The 16,136-nt window shown below is 46.5% G+C and carries 16 protein-coding genes; 4 read left to right on the top strand and 12 right to left on the bottom strand.

Features of this window, described 5'->3' with window-relative positions; translation table 11 throughout:
* Positions 1 to 5 precede the first annotated feature (5 nt).
* Positions 6 to 1,628: a response regulator gene (locus tag MHI01_RS15805; RefSeq protein WP_340983567.1), complete on the top strand. Its 1,623-nt coding sequence runs from the start codon at positions 6 to 8 to the stop codon at positions 1,626 to 1,628.
* A gap of 350 nt (positions 1,629 to 1,978) precedes the next feature.
* Here MHI01_RS15805 and MHI01_RS15810 read toward each other — a convergent pair whose 3' ends face one another.
* Positions 1,979 to 2,944, bottom strand: a complete 966-nt coding sequence (locus tag MHI01_RS15810) for an arsenic resistance protein (RefSeq protein WP_340983568.1) — start codon at positions 2,942 to 2,944, stop codon at positions 1,979 to 1,981.
* Positions 2,945 to 3,169: 225 nt separating this feature from the next.
* Here MHI01_RS15810 and MHI01_RS15815 point away from each other — a divergent pair, with 225 nt between their 5' ends.
* A complete protein-coding gene (locus MHI01_RS15815) occupies positions 3,170 to 3,928 on the top strand; it encodes a tryptophan-rich sensory protein (RefSeq protein ID WP_017690869.1) in 759 nt (252 codons plus the stop codon).
* A 119-nt stretch (positions 3,929 to 4,047) separates the two neighbouring features.
* On the opposite strand, the gene MHI01_RS15820 is transcribed toward MHI01_RS15815, so the two are convergent.
* From MHI01_RS15820 to MHI01_RS15835, 4 genes are all read right to left on the bottom strand, one after another.
* Positions 4,048 to 4,422 carry a RidA family protein gene (locus MHI01_RS15820; protein ID WP_127551150.1) on the bottom strand — a complete coding sequence of 125 codons (375 nt, stop codon included), beginning with the start codon at positions 4,420 to 4,422 and terminating at the stop codon, positions 4,048 to 4,050.
* 148 nt (positions 4,423 to 4,570) lie between these two features.
* Complete coding sequence (locus tag MHI01_RS15825) at positions 4,571 to 5,227, bottom strand: oxidoreductase (RefSeq protein ID WP_445744929.1); 657 nt, start codon at positions 5,225 to 5,227, stop codon at positions 4,571 to 4,573.
* A 285-nt stretch (positions 5,228 to 5,512) separates the two neighbouring features.
* Positions 5,513 to 6,670, bottom strand: a complete 1,158-nt coding sequence (locus tag MHI01_RS15830; protein WP_235193865.1) for an MFS transporter — start codon at positions 6,668 to 6,670, stop codon at positions 5,513 to 5,515.
* A 208-nt stretch (positions 6,671 to 6,878) separates the two neighbouring features.
* On the bottom strand, positions 6,879 to 8,294 hold the full coding sequence (locus MHI01_RS15835; RefSeq protein WP_340983573.1) for a sensor histidine kinase: 1,416 nt from the start codon (positions 8,292 to 8,294) through the stop codon (positions 6,879 to 6,881).
* A 240-nt stretch (positions 8,295 to 8,534) separates the two neighbouring features.
* Between MHI01_RS15835 and MHI01_RS15840 the strand changes: the two genes are divergently transcribed.
* Positions 8,535 to 9,188, top strand: a complete 654-nt coding sequence (locus tag MHI01_RS15840; protein WP_036607365.1) for a phosphatase PAP2 family protein — start codon at positions 8,535 to 8,537, stop codon at positions 9,186 to 9,188.
* Between the two features lie 4 nt (positions 9,189 to 9,192).
* Here the strand turns inward: MHI01_RS15840 and MHI01_RS15845 are convergent, their stop codons facing one another.
* The 6 genes from MHI01_RS15845 to MHI01_RS15870 all read right to left on the bottom strand — a co-directional run bounded on the left by MHI01_RS15845 (position 9,193) and on the right by MHI01_RS15870 (position 14,574).
* On the bottom strand, positions 9,193 to 10,704 hold the full coding sequence (locus MHI01_RS15845; protein WP_340983575.1) for an HD domain-containing phosphohydrolase: 1,512 nt from the start codon (positions 10,702 to 10,704) through the stop codon (positions 9,193 to 9,195).
* A 191-nt stretch (positions 10,705 to 10,895) separates the two neighbouring features.
* Positions 10,896 to 11,879 carry an anti-sigma factor gene (locus tag MHI01_RS15850; RefSeq protein WP_340031779.1) on the bottom strand — a complete coding sequence of 328 codons (984 nt, stop codon included), beginning with the start codon at positions 11,877 to 11,879 and terminating at the stop codon, positions 10,896 to 10,898.
* Positions 11,876 to 12,472 (bottom strand): RNA polymerase sigma factor, encoded by a 597-nt coding sequence (locus MHI01_RS15855; protein ID WP_036607374.1) that lies wholly within the window; start codon positions 12,470 to 12,472, stop codon positions 11,876 to 11,878. Before MHI01_RS15855 ends, MHI01_RS15850 begins: the two co-directional genes overlap by 4 nt.
* A 1,271-nt stretch (positions 12,473 to 13,743) precedes the next feature.
* On the bottom strand, positions 13,744 to 14,055 hold the full coding sequence (locus tag MHI01_RS15860; RefSeq protein WP_017690878.1) for a hypothetical protein: 312 nt from the start codon (positions 14,053 to 14,055) through the stop codon (positions 13,744 to 13,746).
* Positions 14,056 to 14,318: 263 nt separating this feature from the next.
* The gene (locus MHI01_RS15865) at positions 14,319 to 14,426 is read right to left on the bottom strand and encodes a hypothetical protein (RefSeq protein WP_017690879.1); all 108 of its coding nucleotides are present in this window, start codon (positions 14,424 to 14,426) and stop codon (positions 14,319 to 14,321) included.
* 43 nt (positions 14,427 to 14,469) lie between these two features.
* Positions 14,470 to 14,574, bottom strand: coding sequence for a hypothetical protein (locus MHI01_RS15870; RefSeq protein ID WP_017690880.1), 105 nt, complete (start codon positions 14,572 to 14,574; stop codon positions 14,470 to 14,472).
* A gap of 333 nt (positions 14,575 to 14,907) precedes the next feature.
* Between MHI01_RS15870 and MHI01_RS15875 the strand changes: the two genes are divergently transcribed.
* Positions 14,908 to 15,501: a hypothetical protein gene (locus MHI01_RS15875; RefSeq protein WP_340983577.1), complete on the top strand. Its 594-nt coding sequence runs from the start codon at positions 14,908 to 14,910 to the stop codon at positions 15,499 to 15,501.
* A gap of 184 nt (positions 15,502 to 15,685) precedes the next feature.
* Here MHI01_RS15875 and MHI01_RS15880 read toward each other — a convergent pair whose 3' ends face one another.
* Entirely contained in the window at positions 15,686 to 16,012 is a 327-nt protein-coding gene (locus tag MHI01_RS15880) for an MTH1187 family thiamine-binding protein (protein ID WP_017690882.1), read from the bottom strand.
* Positions 16,013 to 16,136: the final 124 nt, after the last annotated feature.

Consider the following 16,136-nt stretch of genomic DNA (forward strand, 5'->3'; position numbering starts at 1 on the left):
ACAACATGAAGGCACTGCTTGTAGATGATGAAAAACATGTCCGCGATGCCATAAGGTTGCTTGGTCATTGGGAAGAGTTTGGCATTGATACATTACTTGAAGCAGCAGACGGGGATGAAGCCATCGCCGCCATCACGGCACATCAACCTCAAATCATACTCAGTGACATGCGTATGCCGGGCAAGGACGGTATGGCATTGCTTGAATGGATATCGGCTCATACCCCGCACAGCAAGGTGCTGGTTATCAGTGGATATGATGATTTTGAACTCGTGAGGCATGCAATCAGGCATGGTGGCATGGACTACCTCCTGAAACCTGTGGAAGCAGATGAGCTGAATGCATCTCTATTAAAGGCCGTTACAGCTTGGGAAGAGGAAGACGCCATTCGGATACAATCCACCAGGCAATCCATTGTTGTTAATCGAATGCGCCCCCACTACCAGGATCGTCTACTCACCGAACTTGCCGTCGGAAGAGGCAGCAGCCCATCACACATGCAGCGATTGCAGGATGAGTTAAATCTCCCCTGTCTAATCCCTGTCTGTAGTGTCGCTGTCACCAGCCTGTCCCATCTGGATGCAGATTGTCTGGCAAAATACCGCAGTCAACCGGACCTGCTTGTGTTCTCGGTCCTCAATATCTGTGCCGAGATGTTATCCACACCAGACGAAGGCGTAATGTTTCGCCAGTTGGATCAACCGGACGAGATTGTTCTGCTGCATTGGGGTCCATCCACTTCATTGGAACATATTCTGGACAAGGTCAATCATGGATTGGAGCAGACGATTCAGCGCCGGCTTCATTTTGGCATCTCCACCTGTGAGTCCTACCCAGGCGGAATCTCAGCGGCCTATCTGGAAGCAAGTTCAAGGTTGTGGCGACGTAATGCTGTGCAAATTAAACAGCGAATCCATGCCTCGGTGGAATCATCAAATGGGAATAAAATCAGGCGTTTAACCGCCCATGAAGAACCCCTGCGTATGGCAGCCATGAGTTGCCGGGCTTCCAGTGTAGTTGCTGCGGTCGCCGAGTGGCTTGACCCGATTACTGATCTTGCGGTTGTCAGTGCTGAGCAGATCCAGCAATGGATCGATGAGCTGGAATGGATGCTGAGCCGCTGGCTTGATGATACGGCAGGTTCGTCATTCCATGAGGAAGAAGTGACGGAGGAACAGTCTATTCCCTTTGCCGAGTTACCTTTGGACGCTGAAGGACTGTTATCCTTCCCCCTGCTTCGTTCATCATTGGAACAACGACTGCTTGCGGCCGGTAAGGCGCTCACCGCCAATCACCACGCCAATCCTGATCCCATGAGTGAGATTGCACGTTATATGGACGCGCATTATCAGGAGGACCTGTCCTTACAGCAGATTGCCGCACGTTTCTATCTGAGCCGGGAGTATATCTCACGCAAATTCAAACAGCAATTTGGTCTGAACTGGTCGGAATATCTGGGCAAACTGCGGATCAACAATGCCAAGCTGTTACTGCAAAATCCTTCCCTGCGTGTCGCCAAAATCTCGGAGATGGTTGGATTTCAGGACGAAAAGTATTTCAGCAAAGTGTTCAAAAAGATGGAAGGCATCACGCCAGCAGAATATCGTAAAACATTATTGGAGGCTTGAATGTAATACCTTGAACTAAACTAAAAGGACTCCTCACGGGAGTCCTTATTTCTACTTACTAAACCTGAATAGAAGCATCGCTCAAGATGATTTTTTAGCTCTTTCTTTTCTAAGATAAGATACAATCCGAAAGATTATTCCAAGTAAGAATATAGTCATAATTACGTAAGGGAAGTTGCTCTCCGTCTTCTGAGCTTGTATAGGGAAAATAATGAGGATGAACAGTAATAAAGCAATATCCAAGTAGAACATCACTTTCCTATAAATAGCGATATCCACACCCCCTTTGATTTACCAAAAATGGTTTTATTATTTATATTAGATCATAACATAGATACGTCCTAGTCCGCTCACCGATCCCGCAAAATCACCGCAGGTACAAGTCGAATGTAGATTAGCTCCCCTGCAAGCTCCACCATCGTCTGTGTAACGATGACTGCCGCAGCTATAGTTGCCCATTCTGGCGGGAGTGCCAGCGCCAGCGGCAGAACAACCAGCGAATTCCGTGTGGCTGAACTGAAGATCAACGCCCGCCCGGCGCCTGGATTCAATCCAAACCAAGTAGCAATGAGCCGAGATATCCAAGGCATAAGGATTAGAAAAGCAACATAGATCGGGATCACGTTTACGATGATCGCCATATCATTGTAGACTTTGCCAATCTGGGAAGCGACAACCACGATCAGCGCAAGTGCCATCATCGGAACCGGGAGCCATGCCGTCGCATTTATGACCCGCTCCCCGCTCGCTTTACCTCTTGAGAGAACTTGTGTAACAACAGCGAGCAGCAGTGGAATAACGATCAGGAACAGAAAAGCCTCTACAAACGGCCCTAACTGCATGATCTGCGCCACCTCGGTACCCATCAATAGCCATAAATAAAACGGCAACAATATCATTTGTATAACAAATAAAAAAGGTGTTGCGGCGAGCATCAGTTTCTCATCACCCCTGCCGAGTTGTGTGAACACAATGACGTAATCAATACAGGGTGTTAACAGCACCAGATAGACTCCGATCAGAACGCCTGGTGATTGCGGAAAGACCAGTGTGAGCAACCATACAACTACAGGTACAACGACAAAATTAGCTACCAGTAACGCGCCCATAAATCGAAGATTCGACCAAGACTCTTTTAACTGTAAAAAGGGAATCTGTACGAACATGCTGTACAACAGAACGGCAAGAACCGGGGACACGGTGTAGTGTAAAACATTCCCCCATACCGGATTACTCAGCCCTATCGCTGCTCCTACGAACAGTGCAACTACATAGAACCAGGTTTGCTGTTGCTCCATCGTTTCTCTTGTGAGCATTCTCTTCCTCCTCTTCTAGTGGGACATCGTAGGCATGGACATATTTCTGCTTCGTTTCGCGTACATTGGGACAGAGTGCCGTTCCAATATAGCGGCAGAGCACAAGGATCTGAAAGATCAACTTGTGAATTTTTTGCGGCTGTTATTAGAATGTGCAAGAACTGGGTATATTCATTGTAGACTGACCCGTGGTTCATTCATTCGTTAAACCAAGGAGGAAACACAATGTCACGTAACAATCCGTACAAGTGGTTAAACGCCATTGGTTTTATCGCTGTAATTATCGTGAACTACCTCTCCAACGCTCTGCCGATCGGGGGCAAGACCAATAAAGAAGTATCGGATATGTATCCTGTGCTGCTCACACCTTCTGGATATGCCTTCTCTATATGGGGTTTGATCTACCTGCTGTTGGCAGGGTTTGTGATCTATCAGTTCGTGCCCGCTTCCTGGAAAAGGGATTCGATTACCCGTCTCGGGTATTGGTTTCTGGCAAGCTGTGCCTTCAACGTAGCCTGGATTTTTGCTTTTCAAAACTTGCAGACCGGTCTCGCCTTACTGATTATTGTACTGCTTCTGTTGTGCCTGATCATGCTGTATGTAAAAACACGTACCATTACGGTTCCAACCACTGCCGAGATCTGGCTTGTGAAGCTGCCATTCAGCATCTATCTCGGATGGATTAGCGTGGCAACGATTGTCAATGCAGCTGTACTGTTATATAAAATTGGCTGGGATGGTTTTGGTATCAGCGAACCAACCTGGACGATCATCATGCTGATTGTGGGTATGGTGCTGGCTGTACTCGTTAGCTTCCGTTATCGCGATAGCATATACCCACTTGTATTCACATGGGCGTATATCGCCATTGCACTTAAACAAAAGGATGTCACTTCCGTATATTATACGGCAATCATCATTGCGATCGTACTGGCCATCTATGCGGTATGGCTGTTCTTCGCCCGGAATCAGGATCGCGATTGAGTAGTTTCCATCATATATAACGCTTAAATATAACGAAAAAACATAAAAGCAAAAAGCCGATTCTGGTCATTCGACCTGAAATCGGCTTTTTATGTATACCCGAGCGAATGAAGGTTGTCCTATTTAAGGGCAATAACCTCAATCTCCACCAGTGCATCTTTTGGCAAACGAGCAACTTCCACTGCACTGCGTGCAGGATACGGCTGTTCGAAGAACGTGCTATACACTTCATTCACAGGAACGAAGTCGTTCATGTCCTTCAGGAACACCGTCGTTTTCACGATTTTATCCATACTTGTACCTGCTGCTTCAAGGATAGCCTTCACATTGCTCAAAGACAGACGTGTCTGCTCCTGTACATCTGCGCCGAACTCTCCCGTTTGAGGATTCAGACCAAGCTGTCCGGAAGTGTAGATGAAATCGCCTGCATCAACGGCTTGACTGTATGGACCAATGGCGCCTGGCGCATGATCGGTAGAGATTGGTTTTTTCATGGACGAGTTCTCCTTTGTGTTCGTTATCCTGCTGCCGCATGGAGTCAGGGTTCGAACTCATTTTTGTTGCCTATTATACCACGATCTTCCTCGAGCGAGAAACGCTCCTCCCTAGCCACATGAAGTAAACAGCTCGTTCAAAGGTTTCTTAGCCCCCGTCCACACCAAGGACATGAATGACTTCATTCGAATACACATGGTTTCCCTGGGTTTGCACGAGAGCAATCTTCGTCATGGCCTGTGCAATGGTTGCAGCATGGACCGCCCGGTATTTGTCCGCTCTGCCTTTCATCCAGCGATCTAGAAACTTCATCGCATAGGCAGCCATCTGCTCACCGAACCGCTTCTCGTTTCGATCTCCCAGAATTAAGGAAGGGCGGAAGATATGCAATGACGGAAAACCGATATCGGACAATGCATCCTCCATTTCCCCTTTGGTCCGACTGTAAAAGACCCGAGAACCTGCACTCGCTCCCATGGAGGAGATCACCAGCATCTGTAATACACCATGTTGCTTCGCAATAGTAGCTGCACGAACCGGGTAATGATAATCTACCTGACGGAAATTGTCCTGACTGCCTGCTTTTTTGATCGTTGTACCCAAACAACAGTACAGGTCATCGATTCCATCGAATAAGTGGTCTTGCCTCTCCAGCTGTTCCCAGTCCACTACATGCTGTTCCAATTTGGGATGTTGCAGCTCAAGCGGACGTCTAACCAGAACGCGAACCAGGCTGTATGCCGGGTGCTCCAGCAGATTCTGAACCAGTAATTCGCCTACAAGCCCGGTGGCTCCAATCACCATGGCTTTCCGTTCGAGACGATTCAAATACATCCCTCCACTTCGCCATCTTTTTTGAAGTCATACCAGATACATATGATCAACCTAATGATTTACACGATAACGGAGAGGACAGAAATAACCTGAAGAAGCGGAGCTAAAAGCTTTCTGAAAGAAAGCTTCATCGGAAGCATACGCTTCGCCTTTATCCCCGGATTTTCCCTTTTCTAAAAGGAATCAAAAAATCTGGGGATAACAGCGATCGGAAGGTTGTTCTGTCATCGAAGTGCCCGTGTAAATATTCAATATCTATTTTAACAGTACACGACGTCCAAGGGTAAATGTCAGAATCAGCATCACGACACCAACCCCCATCTGAAATCCATAGGCTGAGATCCAGGCCAGCGCATCGGACCAGGTTTCCATCTTTTCATACAACCAGCCACCCAACAACGGCCCGAGAAACGAAGTGACTCCGGTCAGAGCCGAATACACCGCGACAAACATCGGTCTTTCACTTTTGGGTGTGTCTCCAATCGTAAAGTTAAATGCCAGCTGGTTGAATCCACCTACACCGATCCCAAGGAAGATATGAGATAGAAATAGTGCGATCAATACGGGCATGAACGACATTAACCCCCACGACAAACAGGAGAGTGCAATGACTGGCAATGTCCAAAATAGGAGGGTTTTGTTGCTGAATCTGGCATTCAGATTGCCCCAAACATAGAAACCGGCCATCATAACCAGTGTCTGGACTACCGTGATCAGGGATACCGTCTGATAATTGATGTTCAATAAATCGAGCATAACATAGGAATAAAGCGGAACAATCAAGGTCTGGATCAATAACCATGAAGCCAGGAACAGCGTTGCTTTCAGGAAAGAACGATCCTGGAACGGCTTGATGAACATGCGCCAGAAAACCTTTTCGGTAGAACGTTCGAAGGGAACGTCCGGATAGAAGAAATAGATGACTGTATTGGCAATAGCACAGATCCACACCGGAATAAACAGGATCAGAAAGCCCATTTCTCCCGGGTAACGGTCCAAAACAATACCGCCTGCAAATAAGCATACGCTTCCAAGAGCATTCAGAATCGTATTTCGAATTCCAAAATAACGCCCTCTCACCTTAGCAGGTACGATATCGCCAATTAGTGAAGTCCAGATCATACCGCCGATGGTATTTGATATAAAAGCAACCGTATACACGCCAATATATACGCTTACCCACCACTCTTTGGGGAATATGAACGGGATCAGTCCCGTTGCACTCCACAAGATGCGATGTGTGCCCACAAATAACAGAAGCATGCGTTTACGGCTGCGAATACGCTGCATCCAGTAAGCTGCTCCGATCTGGGCAATGTTCACAAACGTGGTAATCGCGAGCACAAAGCCGATATGTCTCGACCCGGCCCCAAGGTACAGCAGAAATCCGGTTAAAAATGGGCCTCCCAGCAAGGTCTGTAAAATAATTGCCGGTACACCCTCCCATGTTGCAATCGATAAATTCGTGCGTTGTGTCGAACCCTTGCGCCGTGGTTTGCTTGCTAACGCGGGAGGGTTAACGTTGACCGTCTTCTGTATGGGGATACACTCCTTAGACCGGGTCTCAAAAGCCGGTCGATGCTAGTTGTCATCCCAAATTCTACTCACGGCGCGAAGGTTGTCAACTCATTTTTTCACGGTCCAACGGGAGATAGAGATAGAAGGTGCTTCCTTTACCTTCAGTGCTCTCAAGTTCAATCGATCCCCCCAGTAATCTCGCTAAATCCCGACTGATTGACAGGCCTAGTCCGGTACCGCCAAATTTTCGACTAATTGACCCGTCAGCCTGCTGAAATGCTTCAAATATGGAATGATGCTTGTCCTCAGAAATACCAATGCCTGTGTCCTGAACGGAGAAAATAAGCCATCTATTCTGAATACCTGCATTCTTAATCTGCTTGGTGCTTACGGTCAGCGTGACCTTCCCCCGGTGAGTGAACTTGATGGCATTGGACATCAGATTCCGCAAAATCTGTTGAACCCGCTGGGGATCAGACCAGAGCGTCTCAGGCAGTCCCTGTTTTTTGTCCAGAACCAACTGAATTCCCTTTTTCTCGGCAACGAGTTGAAAGTGGCTCATGGCATCTTCTGTAAGTTGTGCAACACTGATATCCTCCAATACAATATCCAGCCGCCCCGCTTCTACTTTGGAGAGATCCAGAATATCGTTAATGAGCGTGAGCAGTTCCTGCCCGGAGTGGTCGATCATATTGGCAAAACGTACAATATCCTCCTGATCCATTGTGTCGGCATTCTCGCTGATCATCTGGGCAAAGTTAATGACACTGTTCAGTGGTGTACGCAGTTCATGAGACATATTGGCGAGAAATTCGGATTTGTACTGTGAGGCAATCATCAATTGTTTCGCTCGATCCTCCAATACAATCTGGGCTTTCTGTAACTCTTCCTTTTGCACAGATAAAAGCCGGTTTGTACTCTGGATCAGCAAAATTCGATTCTGTTCATTCTGAAAATCACGTAAAATAAATGCAAAAATAAGGCTCAGCAAAATGCCTGTAGGAAGTGTATAAGGCATAATATGTGAAAAGAAGTATGTAGCCGGGATCACACCAACGATAGCGATGTTTATACTGTTGACCACATTGACGATAACTGTAACAAGGATTCCTTTAATAATCAGCCTGTAGTTGCTGCGTCTCATCCATATATTCAGACCTGCACATATCACGCCCAAAATAGACATGTTAAGTACTGCCGCCAATGTAGCATCCGTGATGCCAAAAGTCAGCCTCGACAGCCCAATTCCAATACCCACGATAATTACGCTATAGGGTTGTCTATACGTTAGAACGGCAACAATTAAAGGAACATATCGAAGATCAAAGACCACTTCATCGGTGAGTTGAAACCCAAAAACCGTACTGATCCAACCTGCAAAAATAAGGACAAGCACGGAGCTGATCTGCTTCACTCGGGAAGAGGTACGTATTACGACATATTTATAGAACACACTGGCAAGATATGCAATGGTAATAAGCATCCCCATATTCAATACGAACATTTTTGAAAATTGCATTCACTCACTCCTGTTGTACCGACTTTACTGGCCAAAGTGCCTTCGTCCGTATGTGTCTCTATCATATCATGCCCATTGAAACTTCCGCATTCCTTCTTCGTCAAAAAAATACACAAAAATACACAAATCAGGATTCAATTTGTGCGCTGGTCGTAGTAGAATATATTGTTGTTTAAATTTGAATTAGTTATTTGCTGGGGTCATGCTCCTAGGGAGCATGAATGAAAGGAGTAAGGTGTTGTGCAATTGTTAAAAAGCAAATCCTATTGGCTGTCATTGAGTTTAATGCTGTCTTTGGCCGTCATGGGGCTCTTCTATGATATTCTTAATAGTCCAGAACGCGGGTTCGTAGTGCTTGATTCGCCGCTTGACCGGATCATTCCTTACGTGCCTGGCATGTCCATTCCATATTTGGGCTGGTACCCGTTTGTATTCGGTGTGCTCGCTTACCTGTGTGCCAAGGATCGCCTGACGTATTACCGCGTCTTGTTATCCATGAATATCTGTGTCTGGATATGTTATCTGATCTACTTCAACTTTCAGACCATGGTACCGCGCCCGGAACTGACGGGTACAGGCCTGGGAGCATCTGTTCTCGGATGGCTCTATAGCCAGGATCGTCCTTATAATTGTTTTCCAAGTATTCATTCTCTTCACTCTTATCTGGTTATGCGTGCTGTTCTTTCGGTTCCAAGCATCCGTAAACCCATCAAGATTTTGGTCGCCGCCGGGGCAGCAACTATTATAGTATCCACGCTAATGATCAAACAACATGTGATCTATGACGCCTTGGGTGCAGTCATACTCGGCGAATGTGTTCTCACCATCATAACAGGCCTCGCTCTTCACCGGAGACGCAGAAAAGAATCGAAGTGGACAGAGGGAATCAGCTGATCCCTCACTTCGATTCTTTCTGAAGATGCTGTTGTCGTCTCCATTCATCAATAAACAAACCTGCAAAATAGGGGTCCCACTGGGTCCCTTTTCCTTCTTCCAAAATCGTTAGCGCTTTCTCGTGACTCATCCCATTCCGATAGGGTCGATCAGACGTCATGGCATCAAAGGCATCCGCTACCGCAATGATGCGGCCAAAAAGGGGAATATCGTCACCAGCCATCCCATCCGGGTATCCTTTGCCATCATATCTTTCATGGTGAGATCGTACACCAGGCAGAAAGTCAGCCATGGCATCAATGGGTTCTATCTGGAGCAGAATGCTCTCTCCCTGCACGGGATGTGTACGAATAATCGCGAATTCCTCATCGCTTAGTTTTCCATCCTTCAGCAGTACCTCATCAGGTATGCCGATTTTCCCGATATCATGAAGCAGGGCTGATTTGTACAATAAATCCGCCTGTTCCTCATTCATTCCGCTCAGCTTACCAATCATCAGCGAATACTCTGCCACACGCATGGAATGCCCTGCCGTGTACTTATCTCGGGCGTCTAAAGCAGCAGCCAGCGTAGAAAAATAACTTTGCAACAGCTGTCGATTGCGTTCCTGTCTCATCTCCAGCCGATTAATCATCATATTAAAACCGGAGATCAGTGCCGAAAACTCATCCGCATATAGATCCGGAGCTCGTCTGCCAAGATCTCCCCCCTGAATTCGGTTCATCTCATGCGTCAGTTCAGCAACTGGATCACGAACATCACGAATCAACAGCCAGCTTCCCACCAGCGCAAACCCCGCGCCCAGAACAACGATGAGAATTCCCCACAGTATGTACTCTTTCGCAAATTCACTGTCCATATACTGAAGTCGGATATATGTAGCCAGGAAAAATAGAAATAGAGGAAATAAGCCAATCAGTGCCGTACTTAGCTGAAATTTACGCTGGATCGATACCAGGATGCGCCCTCCCAGTGAAGGTTCCATCCCGTATTGGACTTTGCCTCGATGTCGAATCTCAAGTAACAGGGGTCTAATCGCCCGCACCGTTAGGTAATACTCAATCAGCGCATGCATGATGGCAATCAGAAAGGCACACGCAGCGGCCACGACAGTATAGAAGTAAGGAAATTCAAGCCACCCTGTGGATATCATCCATAATGTTAATCCGGCTGCCGGAAGTGAGAAGCCAAGCATGTGCGGACCCATGATCCGATATATGGTCTGTCCCGGAAAACGATGAATTTTCTCATACATGTGGTTCAATTCGTCTCTCTCGTGATGCTCGGAATTGAAAAATTGTCTTATGGGCCCAAGCTGCACCCACAGCGTAATTAATTCTGCAACCAGCATGAACAAGAGTGAAATCAGTACAATGAAGATGAGTCGAACAAATTGAATATTGGGTATTTGCAGAGTAGATACCATAACTACTGTGCCGACAACAAAAACAGCTGCCAGTGAACCGATCAGATAATTGCGTATCAGGCGAAAGATAAATGAACGGTATGCTTCCAACTGAACCCCTCACTCTCTATGTGCAACCAGTTCTCCCTTGAGACACAGGGAGATTAAGGGTATTGCCTTCTATTTGTTTATCGGTTGCTCCAACTAAAAAAATTAATAAAATCCAATGGATGAGCATCAGAACTGGAAAACACAAAAAGGCTGCTCCACGACGGAGCAACCTTTGGTGATATATCCTATATTTATCCTTTAATCTTGGCAGCCAGAATCATCGTACCGCGCGGCTCATCTCCCATTGCATCCGGTTCAAGCGTGATGGCAACCGTATCATAGTCGTTGGCCGAATCCAATGTGTAATATACCGCTCCCGTTCCGTCACGACTAAGGAAAGTACCCGCATTCTGAGGGGTATCTCCTTTGATCAACCAGACCTGAAAAGCCTCGTTGCCTTCCAGGTTCGGCAGGTTCTCAGCCTGCACAACCAGGTGAGTGCCTTTGCTGTCAATAACGATGGTTGCGAGACCCTGAGCTACAATGTCCTGCGTTGCAGGATTCAGCTTCACTGCCTCGCCAGTCTGCATGCCCTGTGCAGGTTCCAGAGCTGATGCCAGCTGCTCTTGCAGCTGTGCATTCTGCGCCTGTGCCTGCACCAGTTGCTCTTGTGTAGCCGACGAGCCCGCCGCTTGCTGCGTCAGCGAGTCGATCTGGCTCCGCAGCTGCGCCGTGTACACGCCCAGCAACAGTGCCGCGGCCGCAAGGCCGGCACTAGCTATGCGCCAGGCGCTGCTGCTGCGCGCACGCGCGCGCGCTTGTGGCTGCCATGGCTGTGCCTGGGCAGCCTCTTCCACCCGGGCCGCAGGCACAGCCGTTACCGGCGGCAAGCCTGGCCCGGGCTGCGCCGCACGTTTGTGCTGCGGCGCAAGATCCTCCTGAAGCACCACGGGTGCTTCAGGCTCTGCAGGAGTAGCCGCTGGCTTCGCCTCGGCGCTCTCCTGCCCATGTCCGAGCACGTTGCCCAGCACACGTGCTCGCATGCCTTGCGGCGGTGCTACAGGTTCCGCCGCAAGTGGCAGGAAGCCAGTCACTTCCTGCAATTCCCTTACCTCCTGGCGGCAAGGTTCGCAAGTTGCCATATGCGCTTCAAACGCCGCCACTTCCTCTGCTTCCAGTCCGCCCAGCACATACATCGGTGCCAGATCAGACCACTCCTCATGTCGTTCTATCATGGATGTATGCCCTCCCTTCCCGCGTCCGGATGCAATTCAGCATCGGCCAGCAACTTTTGGAGCTGTCGCATGGCAAGCCTGACACGGCTCTTTACTGTACCCAGCGGAATCCCGAATCGGCTGGATACTTCCTGCTGGGTTAATCCCGCATAATAAATCGATTCTATAACTTGTTGCTGATCACCGTTCAATTGGGACAACGCCTCTTTAATCCGGGTACCTTCCCATTTACGCTGCACTTCTTCTTCCGTGTTTGTATGTTCATCGGCATAGGCTGCCAGTGTCTCGTGTTCAACTGAAGTAGTCGCTGCCCCTTTTGATTTCCGCCTCAGCATGTCCACTGCAATGTTACGCGTAATCGCAAACATCCATGTGGTCAGCTTCCCCTGTGAGGCATCGTAACGTTCGGCATTATTCCAGACCCGCATAAAAAGTTCCTGAACGGTCTCTTCTGCCGTCATGGGATCACCAACGATCCGGTAGGCAAAAGAATACACCGCTCGCTCATAACGGTCATATAAAAGCTCCAGTGCGGAGGCATCACGTTCCGCAATCTGCCGCATTAACCTGCTGTCCTCCATCGATTCAGTCATGCGAGGGCCCCTTTCTGTTTCTTCCCTCTTATTATAACCTACGCAGAATCTTTTGAAGAGGATTACCCCTATGAAGAAATAGTTTGAAAAATTTTCTGTATCTTTTCAAACCAACCTTTCACTTTCTAACATAAAAACAGTCCGAAAACATGCTGCTCTGGTCGCGCTTTCCTTTTTATTGCAGAAAATTACAACCTGTGGTATACTATAAGAGTTGTATTAAACAACCTCATATGATTTCTGTCTTCTTTAAACCCCGGAATATTTTCTTCATGCTGCGACCGCAGCGAACTATAAGCACAATTAACCTATGAAGATTGAAGAACCTGAATCACAATAACCCGGTAGTACAGAGTTTCACAAGATGTTCCCATTCACACTGGCGCGGTCATCGGAGCCGCAAGGACAAAAGAGAGGTAGGGCTTTTGTTGTTTTGGATATCACTTATTCTTGAGAAGATTGAAAACATACACAAAGCACCCGGAATTGGGTTCCGGGTGTTTATCCATGTCTACATACACATTTCAGCATCATCCACAGACTGTCGACACCGTTTTTTCATTGAGAAAAGTCTTCCCTTCACATATCAGACTAGCCAGATATATTCGGCTCTGTTTTTAAAAACTTTTCCATGCTCCGACTGACTGCACTCCTCGATACTTACTTCCTTACTTCCTTACTTCCTTACTTCCTTACTTCCTTACTTCCTTACTTCCTTACTTCCTTACTTCCTTACTTCCTTACTTCCTTACTTCCTTACTTCCTTACTTCCTTACTTCCTTACTTCCTTACTTCCTTACTTCCTTACTTCCTTACTTCCTTACTTCCTTACTTCTCCAATTGTGCAAATAACCCCGGCTTATAAAGCAAATGTTTACGCTTATCAGACGCTAACGAATCCTGCACACCTTATATCGAGGATTTCTGTGCTATGTAAAATCTAACGAATCTCAGCCACGTTAATCCATGTCACTTCATGAATATAGGCTCCAAACATGCCCAGATTCAGATAATAAGACGTCTACGATTCAATAAACTTGTGAAATGGGAAAACTGCATGGAATAACGTCTGTGGAGTTCGTTAAAGAAAGTAATCCCAACGCTCCTTCACTTCTAAATAAAAAAGGGACACCGCAGGATGAAATCCTACGCTGTCCCGCTCTGAATCATAGGTACGTTATGCCCCAACATGGAACTCAAACTCGGAGTTTATTTGGAGCACCTATCGCAACGATCCACGATCAGCAAAGTCTCCTTGCACTCACAAATACTTAGATAAACATCGTTTTGGAGATGATGACCAGCAAGATGAACAGTACGAGGATCGTACCCATGGAACCCCAGCTTCCGCCGCCATGACCATAGGATACTCCACAACCCTGTTGATAACCGTGCATCATTGGAGCCTGATTGGCATGGTGTCCGTATCCATAGCCATATCCCATTGGCATTGTTCCACAACCATATCCATACCCATGCATTTCATGACCTGTGTATTGGTATCCTTGCATATGCTCATAACCTCCCATATGTCCGTATACGTGTCCCTGTCCGTTCGGTGAATTCGGTTTTACTTCGCTCATTGTTCATTCCTCCTTAACATTTGCCTACACCCCTAAGCTATGTATTCAGCCTACCTCTGGACCGGGCTATTGCCCTCATTTTGACAAAATGGGCGTTTAGCCATGAGGTACCTTCCCCATTTTCGAAGCATACGCCATCCTTCCTTTTCTTGAATTCCACCAATTCTTCCGTTCAACCACAAGCTATCTTATATGCCTGGCTCTCCACCATGCTTGTCCTCTAGAAAAAAAACCCCACCGGTTGCCCGGCAGAGCTCGCCATATTATACCCAGAAAGATTTAGTGATGATTACGAGAAGAATGAACAGAACCAGGATTGCTCCAGTCGATGTCCAGCCGCCGTATCCTACGCCTTCAACTACGTTGCTCATGCAGAACCCTCCTTTACAAATATATTAGGGTCCAAGCGGTTTATTAGATCAAGAATGCTTTAGAGATGATGACCAACAAGATAAAGAGAACCAAGATCGCGCCAGTCGATGTCCATGCGCCGCCGTATCCACCTACTACTCCACTCATGTAAACCCCTCCTTTGATTTGAGGTACAGTTCACTATATGCACCAATCACACATGGGACCGGGCTCAGGTCGAAAATGGGCTGTTTTTTTCCACCGACTATTCGTTAATTTCACCTACATAAAGGGTTAGTTCTTAAGTCGGAATGTTATGTTCATATATATTTAAGTCATAAATAAATCCCACGGTTATATCAGCCCAATGTATGTACTATCGTTCAAAATGGATACCCATACGGTATATTATTAGCTTTTAACTTGTTAAATACAGATAAATTACCTTTTTAGTAATTATGAATACTGAAATATTTATTTACCAATACAGAACTCTATACCATGACGTTAACCTCCGCCAAGGATACTTATAATCAGGATGAGATCAAAGATATCATTGATTCCCTAAGCATTACTACTTCTCTGGAGCAAACAGCACCAACTGCAACAACTGGAAATTCATCTGCCACAGCATCAGCAGCGGATTTCTTTAATGAGTTAACTCCGTACATTACAGAAGACACAGCCTTTATGGAGCAGGCATCTTATGATTTCTTTGGTAAACATAACGATGTATTCCCTGCCATTACGGCAGAACTAAGCAAAAAGGTACAGGGGCTTGTTGACTCCAATGTAACGACCCGTCATCTGAATAAAAATGTAGCCAACTATTACAATACTTTCGTACAAGTTAACGGGGAAGTCATTTCCGTTGAAGAAGATAGCTCTCTCGGAGCAACTTTCTCTATCGTTCATGTCATGGATGAGAACGGAAACGATATTATAGCGTTTTATCCTGCAACGACCGGAGATTTGCTTGATGGTGATTATGCCACGGTTATCGGTGCGCCAATTACCAACTTCTCTTTTGAAAATGTTGGCGGTGGTTACACCAACGCCACGTTGATTGGTGCATCATTGGTAGTTGCAGATTAATTAAAATGTTAAATGAGTATACAAAAAGACCCAGCTTAATGAACGTTAAGCTGGGTCTTTTTTGTCTTTCAGTTTATAGATGTCAGAAATACACGTTAACTACACAGACAGACACAATCTAACCTTTAATTAATGACTTATAACATACCGAATAACCGTATATACGGATGTTTATACTAAACCATTAATTAGGTCTTGCCTGAAGTGACGTCAGTTTATCCTGAACCGATTGTAACTTCTGTATACTGGAGGCATCCGGTTTATCACGACGGTCGTCAATTTTGACGGATGTGGAAACACGCTGAGCTCCTGACAGAAACGGCGCTTCATGCAGAGCCGCAATTGCTGTAAAGATCTCGTTAAGTGGTCCCTCAATAATGGTGCTCATGGAAGTTAACTGATATGTAATGCCCCGTTGATGTTCCAATACCTTTTGCATGTCCGCCACATAACTGCTTAGACTGGTTGTACCCGTTCCGATTGGAATTACAGTCACTTCTGCTATTGCCATTTTGCTCCGCCTCCTCTGGGCCCCGTGAACAACCGCTGCCGCTAATTTTAGTTGATTTTTGACTATTTTTATTCTACCAGTTGAATGCGTTACAATTCAAACTGACGTGAAGACGTCATTCAAA

The sequence above is a fragment of the Paenibacillus sp. FSL M7-0656 genome (assembly GCF_038003225.1).
Lineage (GTDB): Bacteria > Bacillota > Bacilli > Paenibacillales > Paenibacillaceae > Paenibacillus > Paenibacillus amylolyticus.